This is a genomic window from Paenibacillus azoreducens (genome assembly GCF_021654775.1).
Classification (GTDB): Bacteria; Bacillota; Bacilli; order Paenibacillales; family Paenibacillaceae; genus Paenibacillus_AQ; species Paenibacillus_AQ azoreducens.
Map to the genome: position 1 here is coordinate 2843779 of NZ_AP025343.1, position 24866 is coordinate 2868644.

General features: G+C 49.8%; 20 protein-coding genes, 2 pseudogenes and 1 riboswitch. Of the genes and pseudogenes, 14 read left to right on the top strand and 8 right to left on the bottom strand.

Features of this window, described 5'->3' with window-relative positions; genetic code table 11:
* Positions 1-270 precede the first annotated feature (270 nt).
* Positions 271-352, top strand: a riboswitch (ZMP/ZTP riboswitch).
* 71 nt (positions 353-423) lie between these two features.
* The 7 genes and pseudogenes from L6442_RS12395 to L6442_RS12425 all read left to right on the top strand — a co-directional run.
* A pseudogene (locus L6442_RS12395) lies at positions 424-1266 on the top strand (bifunctional 5,10-methylenetetrahydrofolate dehydrogenase/5,10-methenyltetrahydrofolate cyclohydrolase); the annotation flags it as partial.
* A 60-nt stretch (positions 1267-1326) separates the two neighbouring features.
* Positions 1327-1920, top strand: a pseudogene (locus L6442_RS12400) (cyclodeaminase/cyclohydrolase family protein); the annotation flags it as partial.
* Positions 1921-2089: 169 nt separating this feature from the next.
* Positions 2090-2533 (top strand): NUDIX hydrolase, encoded by a 444-nt coding sequence (locus L6442_RS12405; protein ID WP_212979923.1) that lies wholly within the window; start codon positions 2090-2092, stop codon positions 2531-2533.
* 20 nt (positions 2534-2553) lie between these two features.
* Positions 2554-3423, top strand: coding sequence for a helix-turn-helix domain-containing protein (locus L6442_RS12410; RefSeq protein ID WP_212979922.1), 870 nt, complete (start codon positions 2554-2556; stop codon positions 3421-3423).
* Between the two features lie 80 nt (positions 3424-3503).
* Positions 3504-4019 carry an ankyrin repeat domain-containing protein gene (locus tag L6442_RS12415; protein ID WP_212979921.1) on the top strand — a complete coding sequence of 172 codons (516 nt, stop codon included), beginning with the start codon at positions 3504-3506 and terminating at the stop codon, positions 4017-4019.
* A gap of 633 nt (positions 4020-4652) precedes the next feature.
* Positions 4653-5600, top strand: a complete 948-nt coding sequence (locus L6442_RS12420; RefSeq protein WP_237099960.1) for an IS110 family RNA-guided transposase — start codon at positions 4653-4655, stop codon at positions 5598-5600.
* 62 nt (positions 5601-5662) lie between these two features.
* Positions 5663-5884 (top strand): hypothetical protein, encoded by a 222-nt coding sequence (locus L6442_RS12425; protein ID WP_237099961.1) that lies wholly within the window; start codon positions 5663-5665, stop codon positions 5882-5884.
* A 221-nt stretch (positions 5885-6105) separates the two neighbouring features.
* Here the strand turns inward: L6442_RS12425 and L6442_RS12430 are convergent, their stop codons facing one another.
* The 7 genes from L6442_RS12430 to L6442_RS12460 form a co-directional block, all read right to left on the bottom strand.
* Positions 6106-6771: a methylthioribulose 1-phosphate dehydratase gene (locus L6442_RS12430; protein WP_212981589.1), complete on the bottom strand. Its 666-nt coding sequence runs from the start codon at positions 6769-6771 to the stop codon at positions 6106-6108.
* Between the two features lie 3 nt (positions 6772-6774).
* Positions 6775-7452, bottom strand: a complete 678-nt coding sequence (locus L6442_RS12435; protein WP_212981590.1) for a 2-hydroxy-3-keto-5-methylthiopentenyl-1-phosphate phosphatase — start codon at positions 7450-7452, stop codon at positions 6775-6777.
* The gene (locus L6442_RS12440; protein ID WP_212981591.1) at positions 7449-8672 is read right to left on the bottom strand and encodes a 2,3-diketo-5-methylthiopentyl-1-phosphate enolase; all 1224 of its coding nucleotides are present in this window, start codon (positions 8670-8672) and stop codon (positions 7449-7451) included. Before L6442_RS12440 ends, L6442_RS12435 begins: the two co-directional genes overlap by 4 nt.
* The gene (proC, locus tag L6442_RS12445; RefSeq protein WP_194233698.1) at positions 8669-9535 is read right to left on the bottom strand and encodes a pyrroline-5-carboxylate reductase; all 867 of its coding nucleotides are present in this window, start codon (positions 9533-9535) and stop codon (positions 8669-8671) included. The genes L6442_RS12440 and proC overlap by 4 nt, the downstream gene beginning before the upstream one ends.
* A gap of 157 nt (positions 9536-9692) precedes the next feature.
* Positions 9693-10940, bottom strand: a complete 1248-nt coding sequence (locus tag L6442_RS12450) for a glutamate-5-semialdehyde dehydrogenase (protein WP_212981592.1) — start codon at positions 10938-10940, stop codon at positions 9693-9695.
* A gap of 43 nt (positions 10941-10983) precedes the next feature.
* Positions 10984-12087 carry a glutamate 5-kinase gene (gene proB / locus L6442_RS12455; RefSeq protein WP_212981593.1) on the bottom strand — a complete coding sequence of 368 codons (1104 nt, stop codon included), beginning with the start codon at positions 12085-12087 and terminating at the stop codon, positions 10984-10986.
* An 803-nt stretch (positions 12088-12890) separates the two neighbouring features.
* Positions 12891-14102 (bottom strand): pyridoxal phosphate-dependent aminotransferase, encoded by a 1212-nt coding sequence (locus L6442_RS12460; protein WP_212981594.1) that lies wholly within the window; start codon positions 14100-14102, stop codon positions 12891-12893.
* Positions 14103-14277: 175 nt separating this feature from the next.
* Here L6442_RS12460 and L6442_RS12465 point away from each other — a divergent pair, with 175 nt between their 5' ends.
* Positions 14278-15093 (top strand): carbon-nitrogen family hydrolase, encoded by an 816-nt coding sequence (locus L6442_RS12465; RefSeq protein ID WP_212981595.1) that lies wholly within the window; start codon positions 14278-14280, stop codon positions 15091-15093.
* 19 nt (positions 15094-15112) lie between these two features.
* Here the strand turns inward: L6442_RS12465 and L6442_RS12470 are convergent, their stop codons facing one another.
* A complete protein-coding gene (locus L6442_RS12470; RefSeq protein WP_212981596.1) occupies positions 15113-16045 on the bottom strand; it encodes a LysR family transcriptional regulator in 933 nt (310 codons plus the stop codon).
* A 297-nt stretch (positions 16046-16342) separates the two neighbouring features.
* Here L6442_RS12470 and L6442_RS12475 point away from each other — a divergent pair, with 297 nt between their 5' ends.
* The 6 genes from L6442_RS12475 to L6442_RS12500 all read left to right on the top strand — a co-directional run bounded on the left by L6442_RS12475 (position 16343) and on the right by L6442_RS12500 (position 24607).
* Positions 16343-17281 (top strand): phosphotransferase family protein, encoded by a 939-nt coding sequence (locus L6442_RS12475; protein WP_212981599.1) that lies wholly within the window; start codon positions 16343-16345, stop codon positions 17279-17281.
* A 234-nt stretch (positions 17282-17515) separates the two neighbouring features.
* Positions 17516-18385: a coiled-coil domain-containing protein gene (locus L6442_RS12480; protein ID WP_212981597.1), complete on the top strand. Its 870-nt coding sequence runs from the start codon at positions 17516-17518 to the stop codon at positions 18383-18385.
* 283 nt (positions 18386-18668) lie between these two features.
* A complete protein-coding gene (leuC, locus tag L6442_RS12485; RefSeq protein ID WP_212981600.1) occupies positions 18669-20090 on the top strand; it encodes a 3-isopropylmalate dehydratase large subunit in 1422 nt (473 codons plus the stop codon).
* Between the two features lie 14 nt (positions 20091-20104).
* On the top strand, positions 20105-20707 hold the full coding sequence (gene leuD / locus L6442_RS12490; protein ID WP_212981598.1) for a 3-isopropylmalate dehydratase small subunit: 603 nt from the start codon (positions 20105-20107) through the stop codon (positions 20705-20707).
* Positions 20708-20993: 286 nt separating this feature from the next.
* Positions 20994-22271 carry an IS110 family RNA-guided transposase gene (locus tag L6442_RS12495; protein ID WP_237099969.1) on the top strand — a complete coding sequence of 426 codons (1278 nt, stop codon included), beginning with the start codon at positions 20994-20996 and terminating at the stop codon, positions 22269-22271.
* A 911-nt stretch (positions 22272-23182) separates the two neighbouring features.
* Positions 23183-24607 carry an alanine/glycine:cation symporter family protein gene (locus L6442_RS12500; RefSeq protein ID WP_212977196.1) on the top strand — a complete coding sequence of 475 codons (1425 nt, stop codon included), beginning with the start codon at positions 23183-23185 and terminating at the stop codon, positions 24605-24607.
* Positions 24608-24866 lie beyond the last annotated feature (259 nt).

Consider the following 24866-nt stretch of genomic DNA (forward strand, 5'->3'; position numbering starts at 1 on the left):
TTTTTGTTATCGGTGAGGTGCAACGTGATCCATGGATGGCATTTATATAAAAACTGCTTATAAGCGGAAAAATAGATTTCACTCATTCTATATCAATTGAACTAAAGAAAGGGAAAGCACTCCGCCTGTATTCCGAGTTCGCCCATGCGAGGGATCGTTTAAGAGACGGGTTAAAATACTCAATACGAATCCATTATGAAATTGAATTAAAAAGGGTAAAAAATTTGGCGTCTAAACATAAAATCTATGCTAAAATAAAGCTGCTTGTATTCAGCTATGTGTAACTGGCGTAACGTGGGCAAACCACGAGGGAGCACATGGATCATAACAGCCGTACGCCTGGGCAAAGTATTTGGTGGTATCGATCGATCCATCCAAATGCTTTTTTGTGTTTATAACCAACTTTATTTGGAGGCGACTGGAATGGGCATGCTGCTAAAAACAAAGGAACTGGCAAACGAAGTTTCCGAATCTATTATCATGGAAGTTAGCCGTTTGAAAGAAAAAGGGGTGGAACCCCGTCTGGCCACCATTTTGGTGCAGGGCGATCCCGCATCGGAGTATTATGCCAAAGCTAAAGAGAAAAAAGCCCATCAACTGGGCATCGCATTTGATTTGATCACGTTTGAACCCGAAGTTACGGAGCAGCGCCTGCTGGAAGAAATCGAGCGTTTGAACCGCGATTCGAAGGTGCATGGCATTATGCTGGAGCTTCCGCTTCCCAAACATATCAGCGTGCAAAATTGTTCGGATGCGATTGCACCGGAAAAAGACGTTGACGGTATTTCTTCGGCGAATAAGCTTGCCTGCATGACGGGAGGCACCGGCATTTACCCGGCCACGCCGCAGGCCTGCATCCGGATAGCAAAGCATTTTGGGTTTGCGTTAAAAGGGAAGCGGGTGGTTTTGGTAGGACGCGGCGAAACGGTAGGCAGACCGTTGATGCAGCTGCTGCTGCGCGAAAACGCGACGGTAACCGTTTGCCATTCCCACACGCAAAATTTGGCCGACCACATTGCAGAGGCCGATATTCTGATGGCCGCGGCGGGCCATGCCGGACTGATCACCGCGGATATGCTGCATCCGGAGCTTGTTGTCATTGACGCAGGCATTAATGAGACGGCTTCAGGAATTACGGGCGATGTTGTACCCGAAGCGGCAGAGACCGCCAAAGCGGTTACGCCGGTACCGGGCGGCGTAGGAACGCTGACGACCGTCATGCTGTTCGAGAATTTGATGCAGGCGGTCCGTCTGCAGCAGTCGTCCGTGCCGGCGCAGGCTGCAGCATCCGAAACTCAAGTCTTCGATCAACCGATCCGGCAGTTTTTGCAATCGTCAGCTTCAAGCTCGCCAACGCCCGGCGGAGGAAGCATCGCCGCTTTAGCGGCAGCGCTTGGAGCTTCTATGGGTTCCATGGTGGCGAATATCACAAGCGGGCCTAAATTCGAACATGTGCGGGAGAAAATGGCGGACATCGTGAAACTTATGCAGTCGGCCATGGTGGAAGCCGAATCCTTCCTGAAGAAGGACATGGAATCTTTTAGCGGGTATATGGCTGCTTTGGGGCTGCCGAAAGGCACGGAGGAAGAAAAACAGGCACGCGCCGCCGCCTTGCAGCAGGCTGCAGTTCAGGCAGCTTCCGTACCGCTAAGCCTCATGAAGCGGAGTCTCGAGATCATGACCGAGCTTGCGGAGATTACTGCACAAGCCAATAAAAACGTCATTTCTGATCTTGGCATTGCGCTCATCATGTTGGACGCGGCCGTTCAATCGGCGTGGATTACGGTCGAGATCAACCTTGGCAGCATTAAAGATGCCAGCTTGAGAAGCTCGTTCGAGGAAACGGGAGCAGAGCTCGCGAGCCGTTCGAATGGATTAAAACTGCAGGTGCTGGAGCAAATCAAGAACAATCTGGGGTGATTGGTGATGAACAAGCACTGGGAACAGGCCGTTCGAGTGGAAAATGAATAAGTACGTCTTGAAAACAACCGGCGGCAAGCCGGTTGTTTTCATTTTACTAAGCAGGATTTATGGCCAGGCAAAGCGTAATATATTGGCATAACACATGCAGAATATGGAGGGGATGAAAATGTTCGCGGTTAATGTAGAGGGAGCGGTCGTGAAGGGCGGCAAGTGGCTGGTGATTGAACGCGGAGCAGAGGAAGAGCATGCTGGCGGCACTTTGGCTTTTGTTGGCGGAACGGTGGAACAGGAAGGGTTTTCCCAGGATATTCTGGAGCGGACTGTAAAGAGAGAAATTTTTGAGGAAGTTGGCATCGAAATCAAGGAAAAGCTGCATTTTGTCTACAGCTCGTCTTTTCTGACCGCAGAAGGCATTCCCGTCATCAATGTTGTGTTTCTTTGCGAATACGCTCAGGGTACGCCCTATAGAAAAAGCGAGGATGAAGTCGAAGCCGTGTACTGGATGACGACGGAAGAAATCGCCGGTCACCCGCAATCGCCGCCATGGACGATCGAAAGCGCAAGGCGGGCGGATCAGATGCTGAAACAACTTCAAGCAGGGCAATTATAGAGTAAAGGACTGTAGACCATATGAACTTCAAACAAGAGCATACCCGGACCTGGATGCCTTCTCCGGTTTTGCATGAGCAAAGCGCAGAATATTACTGGAAGGGTACCGGCAAACTTTCCGTGAAAACCTTCAGGGGCGGCAGCGCTTTATACCAAGCTGGGAACGGGCATTATTCCGTCGGGGATAACAGGTATCTGCTGCTTAACCAGGGGCAGGAGTACAGCATTGCCATTGAGTCCGATCAGCCTGTCGAGTCGTTTTGCGTGTTTTTTCCGCATGGGATGCCGGAAGAGGTTTGGCGGAGTTGCGTGCGGCGGGAGGAAGAGCTTTTGGATGATCCTTTTAATGCAGGGGGCCGGGAGATCGAGTTTGTCGCTAAAACATATGGCATAGGGCCGGAATTTTCGCAAATATTGGAACAGATGCGGATGGACTCCGCAAACGGTATATATGACCCTGCCGGTATTGAAGAACAGCTGCATGAACTGATGTGTGTTTTGTTTCGGGAACATCGCCAGGTCCGGCACGAAATGTCCAAACTGCCCACCGTCAAATCCTCCACGAGCGAGGAATTATATCGGCGCGTATATATCGGATATGAATACCTTTCCGCTTATTATCATAGATCCGTTACGGTTTCGGAGGCGGCGAAGGCGGCCTGCCTGTCGACGAATCATTTTCTGCGGGGGTTCAAACAGCTTTTTGGGTTTACCCCGCATCAACTTTTGAAGGAAAAGCGGCTGCAGGAAGCGAAAAAGCTGCTTTGTCAGACCGACTGGCCGGTGACGGACATCTGTTTGGCAGTTGGTTTTCAAAGCCATGGCTCCTTCAGCAGCTTGTTTGCCAGAAGATTTGGAGTAAGTCCATCGGTATGCCGCGGAAAAAGGTGATTTTGAAGAAGCAAACATTCTTTCGATGGCATTATGATTAGGTTCGTACATGAACATCACAAATAAGGAGGACCTAGGATTTGGAAGAAAAAGAGCAGATCGATGAGCTGTTCCGGGCGGCTCAGGAAGGCGATGCAGCTCGGCTTGAGGAATTGTTGAAGTTCCAGCCCGAGCGGGCAAATTTGGAAAATGCGGATGGGCTGACGCTGCTTGGCTATGCAGCTCATTACGGGCATGCCGAGGCGGTACGGGTACTCATCGAGGCAGGTGCGGATGTTAATGCGGTTTCCCATTCGAACATACCGTATATTCCGTCGAATACCGCACTGCATGCGGCAATCGCCGGGGAGAGGGACATGGATGTCATCCGGACGCTGCTCGCGCATAAAGCGGACACGCGTATTTTCGACAGCAACGGGCATACCTGCCTGCATACCGCAGCTTTTCATGACGATAACGTGGAGATCATTCGGCTGCTGCTGGCAAACGGCGCGGATGCGAGCGAGCGTTGTGGTGACGGCGAAACTGCATCGGAGTTAGCGGAGAAGCAGGGGAACAGGAATGTGGCAGAACTGCTTAGAGCCGTTGTGGAATAAAAAAACGGATCGACATCTTATATCAGAATTTTGCAAAATTCGATTCCGGCCGCTCCCGAGCCCAATATATAGACGAACTAAACCGTTCCGCTCTATATGCTGCTGATTGAAAGTCGCTTTCTGGATTTTGCAAAATCCTCATATAAGCGGAACTAAAGAAAAGGAAAAGGATTAGGAATAGAATTTGTTTTTGCTAACGGACACAGCAGCCGCTATTATGGGTAATTTCGACGATTATAGTTTTTAACGGACACAGCAGCTGCTATTTAGTGAAAAAGCTCCCTTTTGGCGGTGTATCTGGGCATTTAAGCGCTGTGGCGTCCGTTAAAATTTAAAAACGGCTGTTTTTTGTTACTTAGCGGTCGTGGTGTCCATTAGAATCAAACATGGCCTGACGGTCACCACCATATATGAAAAATGGGACTTGCGTTCTTGCCCACTTTTTGAGGTACTTAAGATAGATGGATCAGAGGTCGGTTATATTTTGGAGACACACTCCGTGTTAGAATCGGACCCATTGCAACCACGAGAATCGCCGATTGTTACTACGAGTACGCGTATAAAGTGTCATCTTGTACAAGGTTGCATGATCTGTCTGTACAAATCTTGAAACCTCGAAAGGAGTTGTTCCTCTTGGATGCAATTTTGGAACGATGTGCCGGTCTAGATGTTCATCAGGATAACATCGTAGTCTGCTTGCTCTCCGGTCCGCTGGAGAAAAAGCCATCGAAAGAAATTCAAACATTCGGGACGACCACGAAAGAATTGCTGCAATTGCAAGAGTGGCTTCTGGCTCGGGAATGCACACATGTAGCTATGGAGAGCACAGGCGTGTACTGGAAACCCATATGGAACGTTTTGGAGGACACGTGTGAGTTGACCTTAGCCAACCCAACGCGTATCAAGAATGTTCCAGGCCGGAAGACCGACTACAACGATGCGGAATGGATCGCTCGGTTGCATCGCAGCGGATTAATCGAGAAGAGTTTTGTACCTCATAAAGACATTCGCGATTTGCGTGACTTGACTCGTTATCGGCGCAAGCTCCTCCAGAATGTGACCCAAGAGAAGAACCGGGTTCACAAGATCTTGCAAGATGCGAATTTGAAACTCACCACCTTTATGAGCGACATTTTTGGGGTTTCCGGTCGAGCGTTGCTTGAATCCATTGTCAATGGCGAGGTGCTCGATGAGAAGCAAGTTCGAGACATGGTCAAGTCGACACTAAAGCGTAAGGTCCCCAAACTCATGGAGTCGTTGAATGGACGATTACGCATCCATCACCGTAATATGATCCGAAGACATCTGGAGCATATTGTGTATCTCGAGAAGGAGATTGTGGAACTGGAAGCGGAAATCGATTCTCTGCTTACGCCTCATCACTTGGAAATGGAATTGCTGGACACCATTCCTGGGATCAACCATGATGCAGCGGCGAGCATCGTGGCCGAATTGGGTACAGATATGTCTCAATTTCCATCCGATGGGCACGTTTCTTCATGGGCCGGGGTATGCCCAGCCAATCATGAAAGTAACGGTAAAAAAAAAGAAAAAAGAACCAACGAGGAAGTAGAGGGCTAAAATCGGTTCTCTGCCAATGTAGTTGGGCAGCGATACGTAAGAAAGACTCACGGATCGCTGCGGTGTACTACAGGCTGGTCAAACGTATGGGCAAACAAAAGGCCATTATGGCGGTTTCACATTTACTCTTACGCATGATCTACGTCGTCCTTCGCGACAAAGTGCCTTACGAGGAACTGGGTGCAGACTATTTGGGTAAACGCGAGAAGACTATTGAGTACTGGATTCGTAAAATCAACCAGATGGGCTATAAAGTTGAGATTCATGAGCTGAATCTAACATAGACCCATATTTTGGAAGTTCAATCAAACAGAAACCTTTTTTTGCTTTGGCGCGCTTTCACACTTTAATGCGCGAAGTTATTTTTCGTATAAATATGTTGCGGTATGATTTAAAATGTCCCGCAACATGCCAGAAAGCCCTGTACGCATAAATACGGGACTGATCCTTGTCTCACAAACAGGGGTCAGTTCCTTACGATGCGGCAGGGCTTTTAGGTTGCCTCTTAACGGCTTGCCTGGTGAAGGCTGTTTTTCAGCAGGATGCTGTGGTATAAATATTCGAAAATAAATTCGAAGGCTTCCAGATGTTTTTTGGCTTCGAACGCATCTTTACCCCAGGCGTAAATGCCGTGATTGCGCAAGAGAATGCCCGGAACCGCCGGATTCAGAACATTTTCCACACGCTCGGCAATCGACGGAATATGGGCGAAGTTAGGCAGTACCGGGATTGAAATGGCCGCGTCTTCCTCCCAAATATTAAAGGCTTTGATCAGTTCTATGCCTTGCGCAGGGACAGCGCCTTGATCGCCGAACCATTCGCTGATCAGATTATTGAAGATAGTATGGACGTGAAATACCGCGCCGCAGCCGGTCAGACGGTAGATTTCGCAGTGGATGAGCGTTTCGGCGCTAGGCTTCAGATTCGTCGTTTCCGCGGCCCGGCCGCTTTTGTCCACAAACAGGAAATCTTCAGGCGTATTGGCCGATTTATCTTTACCGCTGGCGGTAATGGCAAAATAAAAATGCCCGGGATCGAAATCCCCTACACGCATGGATAAATTGCCGCTGGTCCCGGGGAACCAGCTTTTAGCCGCAAACTGCTGCTTGATTTGCCGGAGCTGTTCCAGCACCTGCTGTTTCTCTTCAAGACTGATGTTCGCAAAAGTCATAGGCTACAGCACTCCTTGTTGTTGTTTCTGTTTCATATCGTGCATAATGTCGAAAAAGTCCGTGAACGGTACATGTTTAACGCCTAGCTCGGCGCATTTATCGGTTAAGATGGAGCGCGAGTAGACCAGATCGGCAATTTTCGCTCCTTCAAAATCCGTCAGGCTGTCGCCGATGAGAATCCGTTCATACTGATCCGCCGGAAAGCGGCGCATAACGGTCGATTTGCACATGCCGCAGCCGTTATGGCACGGGTCCTGGCAGGGATGCGGCCACAAAATCTCGATTCTTTCACCGCTGAAATCGGCGCTATTGCAGAAAATATGGCCGGCAGGGATGTCAAACGGAGCAAGCAGCGGGTCGATGAAAAAATCCATGCCTCCGCTTGTAACATAAAATTCGATATTTTCCTGTTTTACATAGTCAAGAAATTCCCGGAAACCGGCGCGGATGCCGGCACGGCTGAGCACGAACTCCACGATTTCCTCCTTGTGGCTGGAGGGCAGCAGCGCAAACATTTCGCCAACGCCCTGGCGCAAGGAGATTTCCTGGTCTACGGTCCGTTTCATGATCTGCTCATAACCTTCGGGCTTGAATTCTTTCATAATGGCCACGATGTTGTCGGAGAGGGTAATCGTTCCATCGAAATCGCAAAAGATAACAGGGTTCTTGCCTGCTGTCATCGCTTTTCCCCCCAAGCTTCCAGCGCCGCCTTTAATTCCGGATGCCCGGCATCGGCGTAATCCGCCAGACGGATGGATTGCTGCGCGGCTTCAATCGCCTGCACGAAAGCGCGGCCGCCGGCTTCCGTTCCCATAGGGTGGCCGTGAATGCCGCCGCCCGCGTTCACCACCACATCTTGCCCGAAATCGCGCAAAATGAGCGGCACCAGCCCCGGGTGAATGCCTGCGGACGGAACCGGCATGCTGGCTTTCATCGGCAGCGAGCCGGTCATCAGCTCATCGCGGATGGCCATGTTCTCTTCGCGCGGCATCGTAACTGAGCCATAAGGCGAAGGGAAGAGGACGAGATCCGCACCTGCCAGGCGCATCAGCTGGCCGAGCAGCACTGAAGCGGAGATGCCGTAATGGCGGGATGGATAATAAGCACCGGCCAATGAAGGATGCGCAGCAATCGGAACGGTAATGTCGGGATCCGAGCTTAGTTCATGCAGGACGTCGTAACCGTAAGCAAGCGCGTTGAACAGAAGAGCGTTGGCGCCTGCTTCGATGGCTTTGACGGCCTGGGATTTCAAACGCGATGTCGGGCCTGTCAAATTGGCCGCATACAGCAGTTTTTTGCCCGTTTCGCGGCTTGCTGCTTCAGCTGCCTTAAGGCATACTTCCACGCGTTTTTCGATGGGGGTAAGCTCGTTTTCAAACAATATTTCGTCATCTTTGATCAGATCGACTCCGCCAAGGGCTTGTCTTGTAAATTGGTCACGTAGTTCATCCATGTTAAGGCCGATGACGGATTTGAATATGCTCATCAGGAGCGGACGGTCATAGACGCCAAGAGCATCGCGGATGCCGGAAATCCCAAACTTCGGCCCGGGGAAAGCGGAAAGATATTCTTCCGAGAATCCGAGCCGGTTCAGCTTGATGCGTCCATCCATCGAAATTTTGCCAAATACAGTCACGAGCAGGGCCGGAATGTCTCGGCTGAAATTCACATCCGGGTACGCAATTGTTATATCGGCGTAACGTTCGCCTGGTTTAACGCCTTCCGGTTCGTGTACATCAACGTTTAGGACTTGGCCCAGATGTTTTTGCATCGATTCCCGTTTGGCCTGCGGCAGTTCGGTCCAGCTGCCGACGGTCATGCCGACAGCGATGGAGTCGGCTTTTTTGCGAAAATCCGCTTGATCGTCATACAAACGATATGTGGCTGTACAATAGCTCACGAAATTCCCTCCTTTAATGCGGCTCCCATTTCCTTCGAACGTTCCGCGCAGCGGGCAACGGCGGCGATCACCGTTTCGAAAAACTCCCCTTTGTCCAGCGTTTCGATCGCAGCTTGCGTAGAACCGTTGGGGGAGGTCACTTTGGCTCTAAGCGCCGAAGGTTCTTCGCCTGTCAACTGCACCATGCGCGCTGCGCCCAGAACGGTTTGGACGGTCAATTCGCGGCATTGCTGGGGCGTCAGGCCGCCGCGGATGCCTGCGGCCATCATCGCTTCCATCATATAGTAGATGTAAGCCGGGCCGCTCCCTGAAATGCCCGTCAGGATTTCAAGCTTTTCTTCTTCGACAACGGTGACGGTGCCGACGGCGCCGAACAAGGCGGTCACAGTCTGCCGCTGGCGGTCATCGATTTCTTTGGAATAAGCGATGCCCGTGGCGCCGAGTCCGATGGAACTGGACGTGTTTGGCATGGTGCGGGCAACGGGCTGTTTCCGGCCCAAAAGATCCTGGATCGTGCGGATGGTGAGACCGGCGATCACCGATACGATCAGCGTATCTGCGGAAAGCAGCGGTCCCAAGCTGCGAAGAACTTCAGCCGCGTCCTTCGGTTTAATCGCAAGTACGATAATCGGTGAGTTTTGCAGAATGCCTGGAAGCAGGTCGGCATTATTGCTGACCTTGATGCCGTAAAGACGCTGAAGCTCTTCTAGCCGCTGGCTATTGCTGCGGTTGAGCATCGTAATGTTTCCGGCCTGCACGACGGACTTGCTGATCAGCCCTTTCACGATCGCCTCGGCCATCGCTCCGGCGCCGTAAAAAGTAATGGATTCTGAAATGTTCGCTTGGTGTTGACTCATGTTCATAAACCTCCCTGCGATGTTGCGAATAAATATGTCTTGGCTTGCATTGCCGCGTGTGTATCTCGGCGCACGGTGCGCTGCATGATAGCTGGCAAATGTTTATAGAGAACCTTCTCGATGCTGAAAACCGACTTTTTTGAGCACCGACCTATACGCAATTTTACCCGCGAATCTGTCCACTGCCATGAATGATGTATTTGGTTGAAGTCAGCGCAGGGAGTCCCATTGGGCCACGTGCATGCAGTTTTTGCGTACTGATTCCGATTTCTGCGCCGAAGCCGAATTCGAAGCCGTCCGTAAACCGGGTCGATGCATTGTGATAGACCGCAGCGGCATCGACCTCTTGCAGGAAACGTTCCGCGTGGGCGGCGTTTTCGGTAACGATGCATTCGGAATGTTTGGTGCTGAAGCGGGAAATATGATCTAAAGCTTTATCAAGAGTATCGACCAATTTTACATTTAAAATATAGTCGTTATATTCTGTGGCAAAATCCTGCTCCTGCGCGGGAACGGCCCAAGGCACAAGCTTCAATGTTTCCGCACAGCCGCGGATCTCTACGCCGGATTTGCGGAACTGATCCGCAAGATGTCCGAGATGGGACGCGGCGAAACGGCTGTTCACGATCAGCGTCTCCATGGAGTTGCAGACGGAAGGCCGCTGAACCTTGGCATTGATCGCAATCGCTTCGGCCATGGCCGGATCAGCGGTTTCATCGATGTAAGTATGGCAGATGCCGGCACCCGTCTCAATGACAGGCACGGTGGCGTTCTCCACGACATTGCGGATGAGGGATTGTCCCCCGCGCGGGATGATGACGTCGAGCAGTCCGTTTAGCTTCAGCATCTCATCAACGGAAGAACGGTCCGCGCTTTCGATAAGCTGAATTGCATCCGCTGGCAAAGCCGAATTTTGCAGTGCCGAGCGGAGGACCTCCACGATTTTACGGTTGGACGAGAGGGCCGACGAACCCCCGCGCAAAACGACCGCATTGCCTGCTTTCAGGCATAGGCCGGCTGCATCAACCGTAACGTTGGGACGAGCTTCATAAATGATGCCGATAACTCCGAGCGGAACGCGAGCTTTGGTAACCTGGAGTCCGTTCGGACGCTCGAAGGTTTCCAGCACGTCTCCGATGGGATCGGGAAGCGCAATGATCTGCTCTAGTCCTTCGGCAATCGCTTCAATACGCTCCGGACCCAGTGCAAGACGGTCCAGCAGAGAAGAAGAAGTGCCCTGCGCTTTACCGCGTTCGAGATCTTCCTTGTTGGCGGAAATAATGTCATCTTGCTGGCTGCGCAAACTGTCCGCCATGAGCTGAAGAGCTTCATTTTTTTGGCTTGTGGTCAGTTTGTTCAGGACTGCAGCGGCGGTCCGGGCTTTTTCGGCTTTTGTTTTGACTTCGCTCATATGATTGCCTCCTTAATGGAATAGGGATTGAATTAGCTTGCCTTCATATTAATGTGATCCATTCATCTCGATGAATCACTTCGAGACGGTGAACCGTTCCTAGTTTCTGAATGACTTCAGAACTGCTCATGCCCTTGATGTGGCGGAGTTGTTCATTATCATAGTTGACGATTCCGCGTCCAAGCACGTTTCCTTCGAGATTAAGCACTTCAACGACGTCTCCGGCCTGAAAATGTCCGTCAACGATTTTGATGCCGACCGGCAGCAGGCTGTGCCCGCCGTTTACCAATGCTTCCTCCGCTCCGGGATCGACCCGAAGCGAGCCGAGCGGCGTGGACATAAATCCGAGCCATTGCTTTTTCATCGGAAGGGAGTGGAGGTGGGTATCGAAATAGGTACCTTTGCCATGTCCGTCAACGGCGTTTTTCAAATCTCCGCTTGTTTCCACCTTGCCGACGAATACAGGAACGCCCCCGCGGGTAGCGATTTTGGCCGCATCTACCTTGGAACGCATGCCGCCCGTGCCTACTGAGGATCCGGCTCCTCCAGCGATCGCATAAATCTCGTCGGTAATTTCATCCACATGGTCGAACCTGACCGCATTGGGATGCTTGCGTGGATCGCCGGTGTATAGTCCGTCCATATCTGTCAGGATGAGAAGCTGCTGAGCTTTGACCAGATTGGCTACCAGCGCCGATAACGTATCGTTGTCGCCGAATTTCAGTTCATTGACCGAGACGGTGTCATTTTCGTTAATGACCGGAACGGAGCCTTGTTTCAGCAGTTCCTCGATCGTCATGCAGGCATTGTTCATCCGTTTGCGGTTCCCGAAATCTCCCCGGGTCAGAAGAATTTGCGCCGTGGTGATGCCATGCGCGGCGAATGCCTCCTGGTAAGACTGCATGAGCAGCGCCTGGCCGACAGCGGCCGCAGCCTGTTTCTCATGCAGAACTTTGGGGCGGAAGGTATAACCGATCGCCCGGAATCCGGCGGCTACGGCCCCGGAGGTGACCAACAGTATTTCGTGACCTTCTGTTTTCAACGTATTGATTTCATTTGCGAAAAAAGCGACCGCTTCCCGGCTGAGTCCTCCTTCGGCGGATGTCAGCGAGCTGCTTCCTATTTTGACGACGACGCGCGTCGACATAATCCATCACTTCCATTTCATCTTTTTGCTTGCGAGCCTTTGCTCCATGCCAATATAACCCCACAAAGTGACGCGTGGCCTTCGAAGCTTATTCCGGTTACTTTGCGGGGACCCCGGAAACAAAAAAACTTCCGCCCTTTAACAGTAAAGGACGAAAGTTTCGACTTCCGCGGTACCACCTTTGTTGATGAACAAAAATCATCCGGCTTTAGCCTTGTAACAGAAGGCACTGTCCCGCAGGTTATGCGGGCCGCTCGGGGGTAGGTTTCAGAGGGAATCGGGTAAATTCTTTCAGCCGGTGGAATTTACTCTCTTTTCTTTCGCGATTGGCCGCTCTTACTGGTCCCGTCATCACGTTTCGTTCGGTATGGATAAACCCTTTATTTTCACATAGAATACCACGGAAAGGCCAGCTTTGCAAAATAGATTTAGAGGTTGTTCAAAAAGTCCGCTTTTGATAAGAAAAACGTCTATTGACGTACCTTCACAGCAGACAGACCACCTTTAGCTGTAGGTTTTCTTGCGATATAGAATTTCATCAGCGTAGCTGATAACTTATAAATTCTATATCTAGCACGAAGTGAATCAGGAAGCGGATCCGGCATCGAATCTTGAATTCAGCCGGGCCTAAGCAGATGCTTACGAAGTATGTTTCCTCCGGAAACATTTCAGGTGCTCACGTACCCACTACAAGCAGATGCTTACGAAGTCGTTTTCTACGAAAACGTGTAGCTCCGCTCCTCACTCCCTAGCTTTATTCAACCTTCTCGGTGCTGAAAACCGACCTTTTTGAACACGCATATTTATGCAAAAAGTTCAAGCTCGCCGATGCGGCGGGCCGCTTCCTGCAGCCTTTCCTCGGAGGTCAGCAGTCCAACCCGGACGTAACCTTCGCCGTGCTTGCCGAAGCCTATGCCGGGAGCGACCGCAACTTTGGCTTCTTGCAGCAGTTTGTCGGCAAAGGAGGCCGAAGTATAGCCTTTGGGCACAGGCAGCCAGCTAAAGAAGGAGCCTTCAGGTTGTTTGGCCTGCCAGCCGATCTCGGCCAGACCGCCAAAAAATGCGTTTCGGCGGGACTCGTAGCGTTGAACAAGCTCGCGCACACATGTCTGGGAAGCCGTAAGCGCTTCGGCCGCCGCGGCTTGGATGCCGCCGAAGAGGCTGACATACATATGATCCTGCAGCAGGTTGATCATGGAAATGATCTCCCGGTTGCCAAGCGCAAAGCCGACGCGCCAGCCGGCCATATTATAGGTCTTCGATAGCGTGTAAAACTCGACGCCCACTTCCTTCGCGCCGGGAGCCTGAAGGAAACTGACCGGCCGTCTGCCGTCAAAGCCGATGGCGCCGTACGCGAAATCGCTGGCGACCACGATGCCGTTTGCGGCCGCGAATTTGACGGTATCCTCATAGAAGGATAGCGGAGCGGTAGCCGAAGTCGGATTGTTCGGATAATTCAGGAACATCAGCTTCGCCCGGCGGCGAACCGTTTCGGGAATGCTTCCGTAGTCCGGCAGGAAGGCGTTATCCTGAAGAAGCGGCATAAACGACATTTCCGCTTTGGCCAGCGCCAAGCCGGACCAATAATCCGGATACCCCGGATCCGGAACGAGGCAGAGATCGCCGGGATTAAGCAGTATTTGCGGTATCTCTACCAATCCGGTTTTGCCGCCGAACAGGATTGCAACTTCCGTATCGGGATCAAGTTCGACGCCGTAATCGTCAAGGTAACGTTTTGCGATTGCTTCTTTCAGGAAGCGATAGCCCGTAAAAGGCGAATATTTATGATATAGCGGATTGGCGGCCGCTGCCTGCAAAGCTTTTACGATATGGGCCGGTGTCGGGGTATCGGGGTTGCCTTGGCCCAAATTAATGACATCAAACCCAGCGGAAATTTCACGGTTCACTTTCTGCACGAGCGTAGCGAAAAACTGTGTGGGCAGCTGGGTCATCACCTCAGAAGGTTCGATTGGAAAAGCCGAACGGTAAAGCGGGTTCTCAGTCGATTTTGTCATCTCCATCACTCCGGTTCTTGCTTCATATTGAATAGATTTAATCTATCATGATTTTTCCGAGCTGTATAGAGGGAATAGACGTCTTGCGCGATTCTTTTCCGGCATTTACAATATGAAAAATGGATGGCATGGACCCTTAAGGCAAGGTTTCAGGCTTCAAGCGAGGAGGATAAGTATGGTACAAACAGGGGATAACAAACTGAATGTCGCCCTGATTCAGGCGGATATTGAAATCGGAAATCCCAAGGCCAATAAAGCCTATCTTGGAGCATGGATGGAGAAAGCGGTTGGCGGGAATCCCCGGCCCGATCTGTTGGTGCTGCCGGAAATGTGGAACACAGGTTATGCGCTTGAGCAAATTGATGATATTGCCGACCCGGATGGAGAGGATACTAGGGGCTGGTTGTCTGATTTTGCACGCAAACATCGGGTTATGATCGTCGGCGGATCGGTTGCGGTCCGCAAAGGAGACCGGATACTTAATACGATGTATGCTTTTGACAGAGACGGAAGGCAGGTAGGGGAATATTCCAAACTCCACTTGTTCCGGCTGATGGACGAGGAGAAGCATCTGGCGGCTGGAGATGAGCCGGTGAAATTTGATCTGGAAGGATTGACGGCCGGAGCGTCCATTTGTTATGACATCCGTTTTCCGGAACTGGCCCGGAGCTTGGCGCTGGACGGAGTGAAGGTGCTGATCGTGCCTGCGGAATGGCCGCATCCCCGTCTTCATCACTGGCGTACGCTGCTGATGGCGCGGGCGATCGAAAACCAAATGTATGTAGTTGCCTGCAACCGTGTGGGCAGCAGCAGAGGAACCGATTTTTTTGGACACTCCCTGATCATCGATCCTTGGGGAGAAATCGTCGCTGAAGGCGGCGAAGCGGAGGAGATCGTCACAGGGACGATTTTGCCTGAGCTGGTGGACGAGGTACGGGGCCGTATCCCCGTCTTTGCGGACCGACGGCCGGAGCTGTACAGCCATAAATAAAGAAAAGGCGCCTGAGCGATCAGGAGCCTTTTTCTTCATTTTGCACCAGTTCCTGCATCGTATCCTTGAAAGTCTCGATGAAAGCTTCAGCGGCTTTGGAAAGATAGCGGCCGCGCCGATATGCGATGACGAGCGTGCGGCTCGGAACCGGGTCGGCGAGCGGCAAGTAAACGGGTACAAATTCGCTGCGTGAAGAACGCGAAATAAATCTCGGCACGAGCGTAATTCCCATTCCGGTAGCTACCAGCGACTGTATGGTCTCCATATTACTGCTTTCAAAAACCACCTTTGGTTCGAAACCTGCTTTCTGGCATAAGTCGAACACGATTTTGCGGAAGCCCTGGCCTTTTTTGAGTACGATAAAAGACTCTTCGCTCAGCTCTTCAATGCGGATGGTGGCATTTTTTCCTTTTCGGATTCTCTCCGCAAGCGGATGGCCTGCCGGAACGGCGAGATCTATTTTTTCTTCCCCGATGATTTCGTAGGTTAGCGAAGGTTCCTGGAGCGGAAGCGCGAGCAGGCTTAAGTCCGTTTTTCCTCCGGCTGTCAGCTTCTCCAGATTCATGGATGAATCCTCAAGCAAAGCGATTTCGATGTCGGGATATTTTCCTTTAAAAGAAGGAAGGACATGCGGCAGCAAATGTGCGCCGGTAATCGGCATGCTGCCGACAATGACTTTGCCGCCTCTAAGCTGCGAAATATCCGACATCTCCTGGCGCAGCAGTTCCACAGCGTCCATGATCTTTTGGGCTTGGTCCACAAACATCGCTCCGGCGTGTGTTAGCTCCACCGTGCTCGTATTGCGTTGAAATAAAAGCACGCCAAGTTCTTTTTCCAGCTTGGACAGCTGCTGGCTTAAGGAGGGCTGGGCGATATGAAGCTTTTCGGCAGCCCGGGAAAAATTGCGTTCAGCCGCGATTTGCAAGGCGTATTGCAATTGTCTGAATTCCATATGCATCGGTCCTAACATATTTATTGTACTTGTAATTTTGACGTGTGCTCAGTATTCATCTTATAGGTCACAAGGCATGTACTGCATCAATAAAAGCCTCTGGATTAAAATCCAAAGGCTTTTTGAATGACTATTTTTTTCGACACCTTATTCAACATCATAACAACTCAGAAAGAAAAAGTCTATATTTTCCGCCAGATTTTATTTACTATTGGTTGGCCGGCAAAAACTTAAGAAATGGAGTGCTGTTCAATGGATTTTGCTTGCCACCTCGATCAAGCTGATTTGCAGGATTATATTCAGAGCGTTTTTGGTACCGGCTATATTATAGCTAGTGTATCAAAAATGCATGGCGGCGCACAAAAAGTAGTCTGCAAGATCGACTGCAGCAATGGATTTTCCTGTGTGTTGTATGTATGGGATCTTACGATGAGTTATTTTCAAGAAGAAACAGCAAACAAAGATGTAAGCGAAATATCCTATGGAAGCGATCTATTTGAATTGAACAACAAGTATTTAACGCAAAATGGAATTCGGACGCCATTTCTTTATGATCTTAATAAGGAAAAAGAACGTTACCCTTTTGATTATGCGCTTGTTGAATTTATAGATGGACAAAAGGCGGAAGCCTATTTCCATCATTCCGATTCACGAATTCAAGATAAAGTGTTTCAGCGGTTGGGTGAGATGCTTACGGGCATGCATGCCGCCAAAAGTCAAATCTACGGGAAGCAGAATCAAATCAGGGCCAACACAGTAAATTGCCATCTCTTGCAACTGGAAAATGCCAAACTGCAGTTATCCTATGCCTCACGGCATATGGATTGTATCAGGGTAAATCAGAGCAAACTGTTCGATATTTTGCATGAGCTTGAGTCGAGAATTAAACCGAGAACGCAGTATGGGTTTATTCATGGGGAACTAGGTCCCGACCATGTTTTAGTTAATGATAAGCTGGAAACTTTTTTGATCGATATCGAAGGAGCCATGTTTTTTGATATTGAGCATGAACATAGTTTTATGAAGCTGCGGTTCGGGGATTTCTATCGCTATCTGGAGAATGATACCCTCGATCCTGACAGAATGTTGTTCTATCGATTCCATCATCATATATCGTTAACCTCGGGTGGGTTGAAGCTGCTTCATCGAGGGTTTCCAAACCAACCATTTGCAAAAGAGCTAGCCGAATATCATTCTGAATGCGCATTGCGATTTATTGAAGGTTTTAACCTGTAATAGCCCTTAAAGAATCAGTTAAAAGCATTTAACCTATGGTGCCAGGTACGCGAATGACTGTGATTTGATTATTTGATGCCCTAATATTCTATGGACAACTTACAGATTTCTTGATTTTCTAGCACTATTTAATGAATCCACACGGATCATGAAGTGTAATATAGGTGATTTTTTATATCTTCCAAAAGTCCCTTTATCTGGTACAATAGTCTTAAAAAATTATGGGGTGTAGTTATGAATCTATACAAGACAGCTATAACTATTGCTATCATATCTTTGTTGACTGGATGTGGTTCAGGATCTGCCGCTATAAAAGAAGAACTTGCCTCCACAAAAGAAACTTTGACAAGACTTCAGTCCGAGAATGAGTCGCTAAAAAAAGAACTGGATGATCTAAAATACGGACCTGAGACTTTGCTTAAAGAAGCAAATTCTTATTTCGCATCTGGGGACATAAAAAAATTAAAGAAAACACAAGAAACCATCTCAAAGAAATATCCAGGTTCAGGCGAGGAAAATAAGATTAGAGCTTTAACTGAAAAACTTCAAAAACAAATTGATGACAGGGCACAACAAGAAAAAAAAGAAGCTGAGAAGCAAGCAGCCGAAGAAAAGAAACGGCAAGCTGTTGCTACCGCAGAAATGAGAAAGCGGACTGATGATGTAACCGGATATACAGTGTTTGAGGATAAAACAAGTCCAGAATATATTAATGAAAACGGATTTTATGCGTTCTTCGCTCAAGGAAATGATGGTGTTCCGATTTTATATGCCAGATTTCAATATACCGGAGATAGCTGGTTGTTCATTAACAATTACACGATAAAAGCAGACGATAAAATATACGAAATTTCACCTAAATACAGTGATGTTCACAGAGATAATGATGGTGGAGAAGTATGGGAATATTACAGTACTGCGGTTAATAAAGATGTTTATGAGATTATCAATGCTGTAATAAAGTCGAATAAAACGATAATTCGCTCTCAAGGCAATGAAAGAAAGCAGGATCGAACAGTAACAGCTAAGGAGAAAGCAGCGCTTCAACATGTTTTGGATGCTTACAGAGCTATGGGTGGTACCGATTCACAATTTAAATTATGAGGTATCAAGACACTCTCTTTATAGGGGGTGTTTTTACTTATCAAGGCAAGTGAAAAATATGGATTTCGATGAGGGACGTTATTCATGGAATGATTGAGCCCTTTCAAAGCAACAGCCTCCCCAATTCGCCTTATCCCGCCTTATAGGCATACCCTATTGCTTTTATAGATATTATATCTTGGAACAATGAAGAGGGAGATGCTATATTTATTTCATTCAAGATGCGCCGCAGCTTCATTTGGCGCTCTTCCAAGGACGTATAACCATGATGAGGTGAAAAATGATGAGTAAAAGAACAATGTTTGAGAAAATCTGGGATAACCACGTTATTCATCAGGAAGCAGGCAAACCGAGCATCCTCTACATCGATTTGCATCTCGTCCATGAAGTGACTTCTCCGCAGGCGTTTGAAGGGCTTCGCCTTAGCGGCCGCAAGGTTCGCCGTCCGGAGCTGACCTTTGCCACCATGGACCATAACGTACCAACCAAAGACCGCTTCAACATTAAAGACCCGATCTCAAAGCAGCAGATCGATACGCTGACTCAAAACTGCCGCGATTTCGGCGTAACCCTGTTTGACCTGGAAACCATTGACCAAGGCGTCGTACACGTGATGGGACCTGAGCTTGGTCTGACGCATCCGGGCAAAACGATCGTTTGCGGCGACAGCCATACTTCCACGCATGGCGCTTTCGGCGCTTTGGCCTTCGGGATCGGAACGAGTGAGGTCGAGCATGTGCTTGCGACGCAATGCTTGCAGCAGGCTAAAGCCAAAACGATGGAAGTTCGCTTCGTTGGCAAACGTAAACCGGGAATTACGGCCAAGGATATGATTCTCGGCGTCATCGCCAAATACGGAACCGATTTTGCGACGGGTTACGTAATCGAGTATACGGGCGAAGCTATCCGCGAACTGACGATGGAAGAGCGCATGACCGTGTGCAATATGTCCATCGAAGGCGGCGCCCGCGCTGGCATGATCGCTCCGGATGAAACAACGTTTGAATATCTCCGCGGCCGCCAGTACGTGCCTGCCGGCGAAGATTTCGAGCAAAGAGTGGAAGATTGGAAGCAGCTCGTTACCGATGAAGGAGCAGCCTACGATAAGGTTGTGGAGTTTGACGTTGAATCCCTGATCCCGCAAGTGACCTGGGGAACCAGCCCGGGCATGGGTACGGATATTACGGCGAAAGTGCCAGTACCTGTGGAACTGCCAACAGAAAACGAACGGAAAGCTGCCGAAAAAGCGATTGAATATATGGGGCTCGTCCCAGGTACGCCAATGACTGAAATCGAAATCGACTATGTGTTTATCGGCTCCTGTACGAACGGACGGATCGAAGACCTTCGCGCCGCCGCCCAAGTGGCCAAAGGCTACAAAGTTTCGGACCGGGTAACGGCCATCGTCGTTCCGGGCTCCGGACGCGTGAAACTGCAGGCGGAAAAAGAAGGCCTCGACAAAATTTTCGTTGATGCAGGTTTCGAATGGCGCGATGCCGGATGCAGCATGTGCCTGGCGATGAACCCGGACGTACTGCAGCCTGGACAACGCTGCGCTTCGACCTCCAACCGCAACTTTGAAGGACGTCAGGGACGCGGCGGACGGACGCATCTGGTTTCTCCTGCCATGGCGGCTGCCGCAGCGATCAAAGGACGGTTTACCGACGTTCGCGACTGGACATTTAAATCTGAAGTGGTTAGCTAAGGAGGAGAACGAACATGGAAGCTTTTACGAAATTAAACGGACTTGTTGCCCCGGTGGATCGGGTAAATGTAGATACAGACGCGATTATCCCTAAACAATTTTTGAAACGGATCGAACGTACCGGATTCGGACAGTTTCTGTTCTATGAGTGGAGATTCGACGAGCAGGGAAATGACATCGCCAACTTTTCATTAAACCAACAACGTTACCAGGGCGCCTCGATTTTGATTTCCAGAGCCAACTTCGGCTGCGGGTCTTCCCGTGAGCATGCGCCATGGGCGATTATGGACTATGGGTTCAAATGCGTCATCGCTCCGTCGTTTGCGGACATTTTTTACAATAACTGCTTTAAGAACGGCATTCTGCCGATCAAGCTTTCCGAAGAACAGGTCGAAGAACTGTTCCAGCGCACCGCCGCAAATGAAGGGTATCAGCTGAACGTGGACCTGGAAAGCAAAACGATTACCGACTCCGCCGGTCTTCATATTGATTTCGACTTGGATGAGCACCGGCGCCAATTCCTTCTGCAAGGTTTGGACGATATCGGCCTTACCCTTCAGCATGAAGATGAAATTTCGGCTTATGAACAAAAGCATTCTTCGCGATTGTTTGCATAAGCAAGTGTACGGCGAATACAGAAACGAAAAGAAGGCGCCCCAATTCATTGGGGCGCCTTCTTAGGGTTGCCCGAGAAAATCTCGGCAGCCTCTTTGGACTGGACCAACAAATCCTATCAGGAGTTAACGAAACAGACAATCGTTATTTAGGCGAAAATGAGCTTCTTATATCCCTAAACATTCCTGTGTAGGCTAAGAAAATGGTCTTTGAAAAAAACAGGAGCGCCTCGTATGATAGGGGTGAGACGGGTCAAATGCCCTAAAAACCTATCAGGAGGCGCCTACTATGAAGTTTACTCGAATTGAAGTTACAAATCAACGGATTGAACGAATTACCACCCAGCACGCTATCGTGGGGATCGACATCGCCAAAGAGAAGCACGTCGCTCAAGTGACCAACTTCCGCGGTATCGTACTCACGCGTCGGCATCTGACCTTTGCAAATACGCTCGAAGGCTTTGAGAGGCTGATGCGCTTTACCCAAGAAGTACAGAAGAAGCAGGGATTGACATCGGTTATCGTCGGCCTCGAGCCGACCGGACACTACTGGTTTAATCTAGCCCATTGGCTGCGGAAACAAGGAATCGAGGTCGTCCTGGTGAACCCAGTCGTGACGCATCGCAACAAGGAGAACCGTGACAATAGCCCGTCCAAAAACGATGCCAAGGATGCCCTAACCATTGCCGATGCGGTCAGCCGCGGCTTCTATACCGAGTTTACCCCGCAAGCAGGCCAATTGGAGCAACTCAAGACGCTGATGAGCGATCGGGAATTCTGGGTGAAATATGCTATCAGTTTGGGTAATCGCATCGTCCGCTGGATCGACATGTACTTTCCGGAGTTCCAGCTTGTTTTTAAAGACTGGAAGGCCGAGCGCTCGTTGGCTTCCCTGCGGGCTTTTCCTTTACCGTGCGAGTTGCAGGACCTGAACGCCGATGAAGTCATCCAGCGCTGGCACGAACAAGGCATGAGACGCCCGGGTGGAGTTACCGGGAAAGCGAAGGCGGTCCAACTTATCCAGGCGGCCAAACGCAGCATTGGCCGTACCGAGGGATTGGAGCAGGCAAGGCGAGATCTGCAGCGCCTGCTGACGGCGTACGACCAGATTACAAGCCACCTGCAAGAGATGAAGGAAGAAGTCGAAGCGCTGCTAGGGAAGATCCCCATGGCCAAACAGTTGCAGAGCATCCCCGGGATGGGCCCGACCACGATCGCAGCCTTGCTGGGATTCGCCGGCGATCTTGGTCACTATGCCCATGGACGGCAGCTCTTGCGCCGCGCCGGGCTCAATCTGGCTGAACGAACCTCCGGCAAGTACAAAGGTCAGATCAAGCTCTCCAAACGCGGAGACAGTGCGCTGCGCAAATATTTCTTTTTGGCTATGCTCACCTTGGTGCGTGAAAACCCGGACTTCAAACGGTGGCATGAACACAACTTGAACAAGGGCATGAAGAAGATGGCTTCGTTATTCAAATTAATCGGCAAGCTGGCCCGGATCGTCATCGGGATGGTCCAGCGTGGAGAAACGTATCGCCCTGAGATCGGTGTGAAGCAGGCCGCCTAACCCCGAGGATTCCTATCGATCCCGTAGCACCTGTCGCCCCGTCGTATTACGAATATTGTCTTATTCGCAGGATCTCTAATATGCACAGAGAACCGAGTGCCAGTTTCGCAAGGGCATAGACCCGTCACCTAAACGCTATCGGTCTCCACGCCTTGGGTAGGTATGACGAAGGAATGGAAGGACAATGATCCGTTGAGACATGGGAGGGTGAACCTCCAAGGGCCAAGTGGAGCGTGCAGTATACCAGCACCCACGAAGTGCGTATAAGCGTAGCTTCTGTTCTTGCACGCCCGTTTGTCGAAAAAAGCGGTGTCTACTTCTTCATTCCGGCTCTCGTTCTGTTTTACAAGGCGAAGGAATTCTGCGAATAAGTGAGTATTCATGAGAAAACACCTTAAATACGAGGGACGAAACTGGGAAACACTATTCAGCTCAATGGAGGTCCATTCGGCCGGATTTCGTTCAAATAACGATCTGTAGTTTCGTTAAACTTTAAAACAACGCCATTTAGCGATTATAACGTTACCCTGTTTCGTTAGCGGCATTCGGATAGACTAAGGCGCGATAAGGGTGATCAGAACGAAAATTATGAATTGAAGCTCATGAATTGAAGCTCATGAATCGAAAGTCTTGGATTGAAAATTTTAGATCTTACAGCCGCGACAATATTATCGCTTCAATAAATAATCCGTAAATAATGCGTAAATAATCCCTGCTATGGATATGATTGTGCAACCAATCTAGGAGATTAAGTGCCAAATGTAATGCTTTTATTTACAGCAAATGCTCAAATATGTATAATAAGTGGGGCAATTTGCATGATAATGCAATTTTAAGTCTACCACCAGGTATCTGGGAGGATATGAAGATTTGACATAATACGACAAAAACGAGGAAGGTGGATAGATGATTTGGAAGCAATCAATAACATTATATCATTCAACAATGCATTTTGGTCTTATGTCCTGATTGTAATACTGCTTATTGCAGGCTTGTATTTCACATTGAGAACAAAGTTCGTCCAATTTCGGATGGCGGGTGAGATGGTTCGTCTATTGGGCGAAGGGGCAAAAAAATCGGGTAACGGACAAAAGGGAATCTCCTCTTTTGGCGCTTTTTGCATCAGTACAGCATCCCGGGTAGGCACCGGGAATCTGGCCGGTGTTGCACTGGCGATCGCCACGGGGGGACCGGGTGCCGTCTTTTGGATGTGGCTAATCGCCATGATCGGATCGGCCACGGCTTTTATCGAGTCCACATTGGCTCAGATTTATAAAGTAGAGGATAAAGGCGGCTTCCGAGGCGGACCTGCTTATTATATGGAAAAAGGATTAAACAAGCGCTGGATGGGCGTGCTGTTCGCCGTACTCATCACCGTATGTTACGGTCTTGTGTTTAATTCGGTACAAGCCAATACACTCTCCCTTGCTTTAAACAACGCATATGGTCTGGATCGCTTCTGGGTAGGCGTGGTGGTCGCCTTGCTTACAGGGATTGTCATCTTTGGCGGCGTAAACCGTATTGTGAAAGCTTCCGAATATTTGGTGCCTGTGATGGCGGGCGGTTATGTATTGCTGGCCCTATATATCGTGGTGACGAATTTTACGTTGCTTCCTTCCGTGATCTTGCTTATTGTCAAAAGCGCATTCGGTTTTCAGCAGGTTGCCGGCGGCGGGTTAGGCGCCATGGTGATGTTGGGAATCAAGCGCGGGCTATTCTCCAATGAAGCGGGGATGGGGAGCGCCCCGAATGCCGCTGCCGCCGCCGATGTCACACATCCGGTGAAGCAAGGTCTGGTGCAGGCTTTGGGCGTATTCGTGGACACGCTTCTTGTGTGCAGCGCGACTGCGTTTATCGTCCTTTTCTCAAGCGCATACGGAACAGAAGGACTGACGGGCATTGAGCTGGTGCAAGCCGCGCTTGCCGAGCATATCGGCAGCTGGGCGGTCAACTTCATCGCAATTGCCGTATTCTTACTCGCATTCAGTTCTCTCGTAGGCAACTATTATTACGGGGAGACCAATATCGAGTTTATCAAAAACAATAAAAAGTGGTTGTTCTTTTACCGTCTGGCCGTGGTGGGCATGGTTCTGTTCGGATCTGTCGCCAAGGTGGCGATCGTATGGGATTTAGCCGACTTATTCATGGCATTCATGGCCATTACGAACCTGATCGCCATTATGTTGTTAGGCCGAATCGCTTTTGCTGCACTGAAGGATTACCGGGAGCAGAAGCAAAAGGGGAAAGACCCGGTATTCCATGCTTCGGCAATCCAGGGATTACGCAATGTTGAATGCTGGGACAAGGCAGCGGAAGAAGTCGCCGCACCGAAGTAATGTCGATAATATGATAAGCGGAGCCTTTCACCAGGCTCCGTTTTTTCGTATGATCAGCCCAACCGGAAAATTCCGGTTGGGCTTTTTTTGTTTATATATAGCGCGATCCTATAGAGTATCTTCGAATCGCCAGAGAATGTTTGGGTGAATTACATTAACAAAAAACGCCTTCTGTCAGCTCAAGAAAGTCAATAGGTAAAAAAATGTAATGAAATAGAAGGAAAATCGGCTGCCAATGGCGAATAATGTCCTAATATTG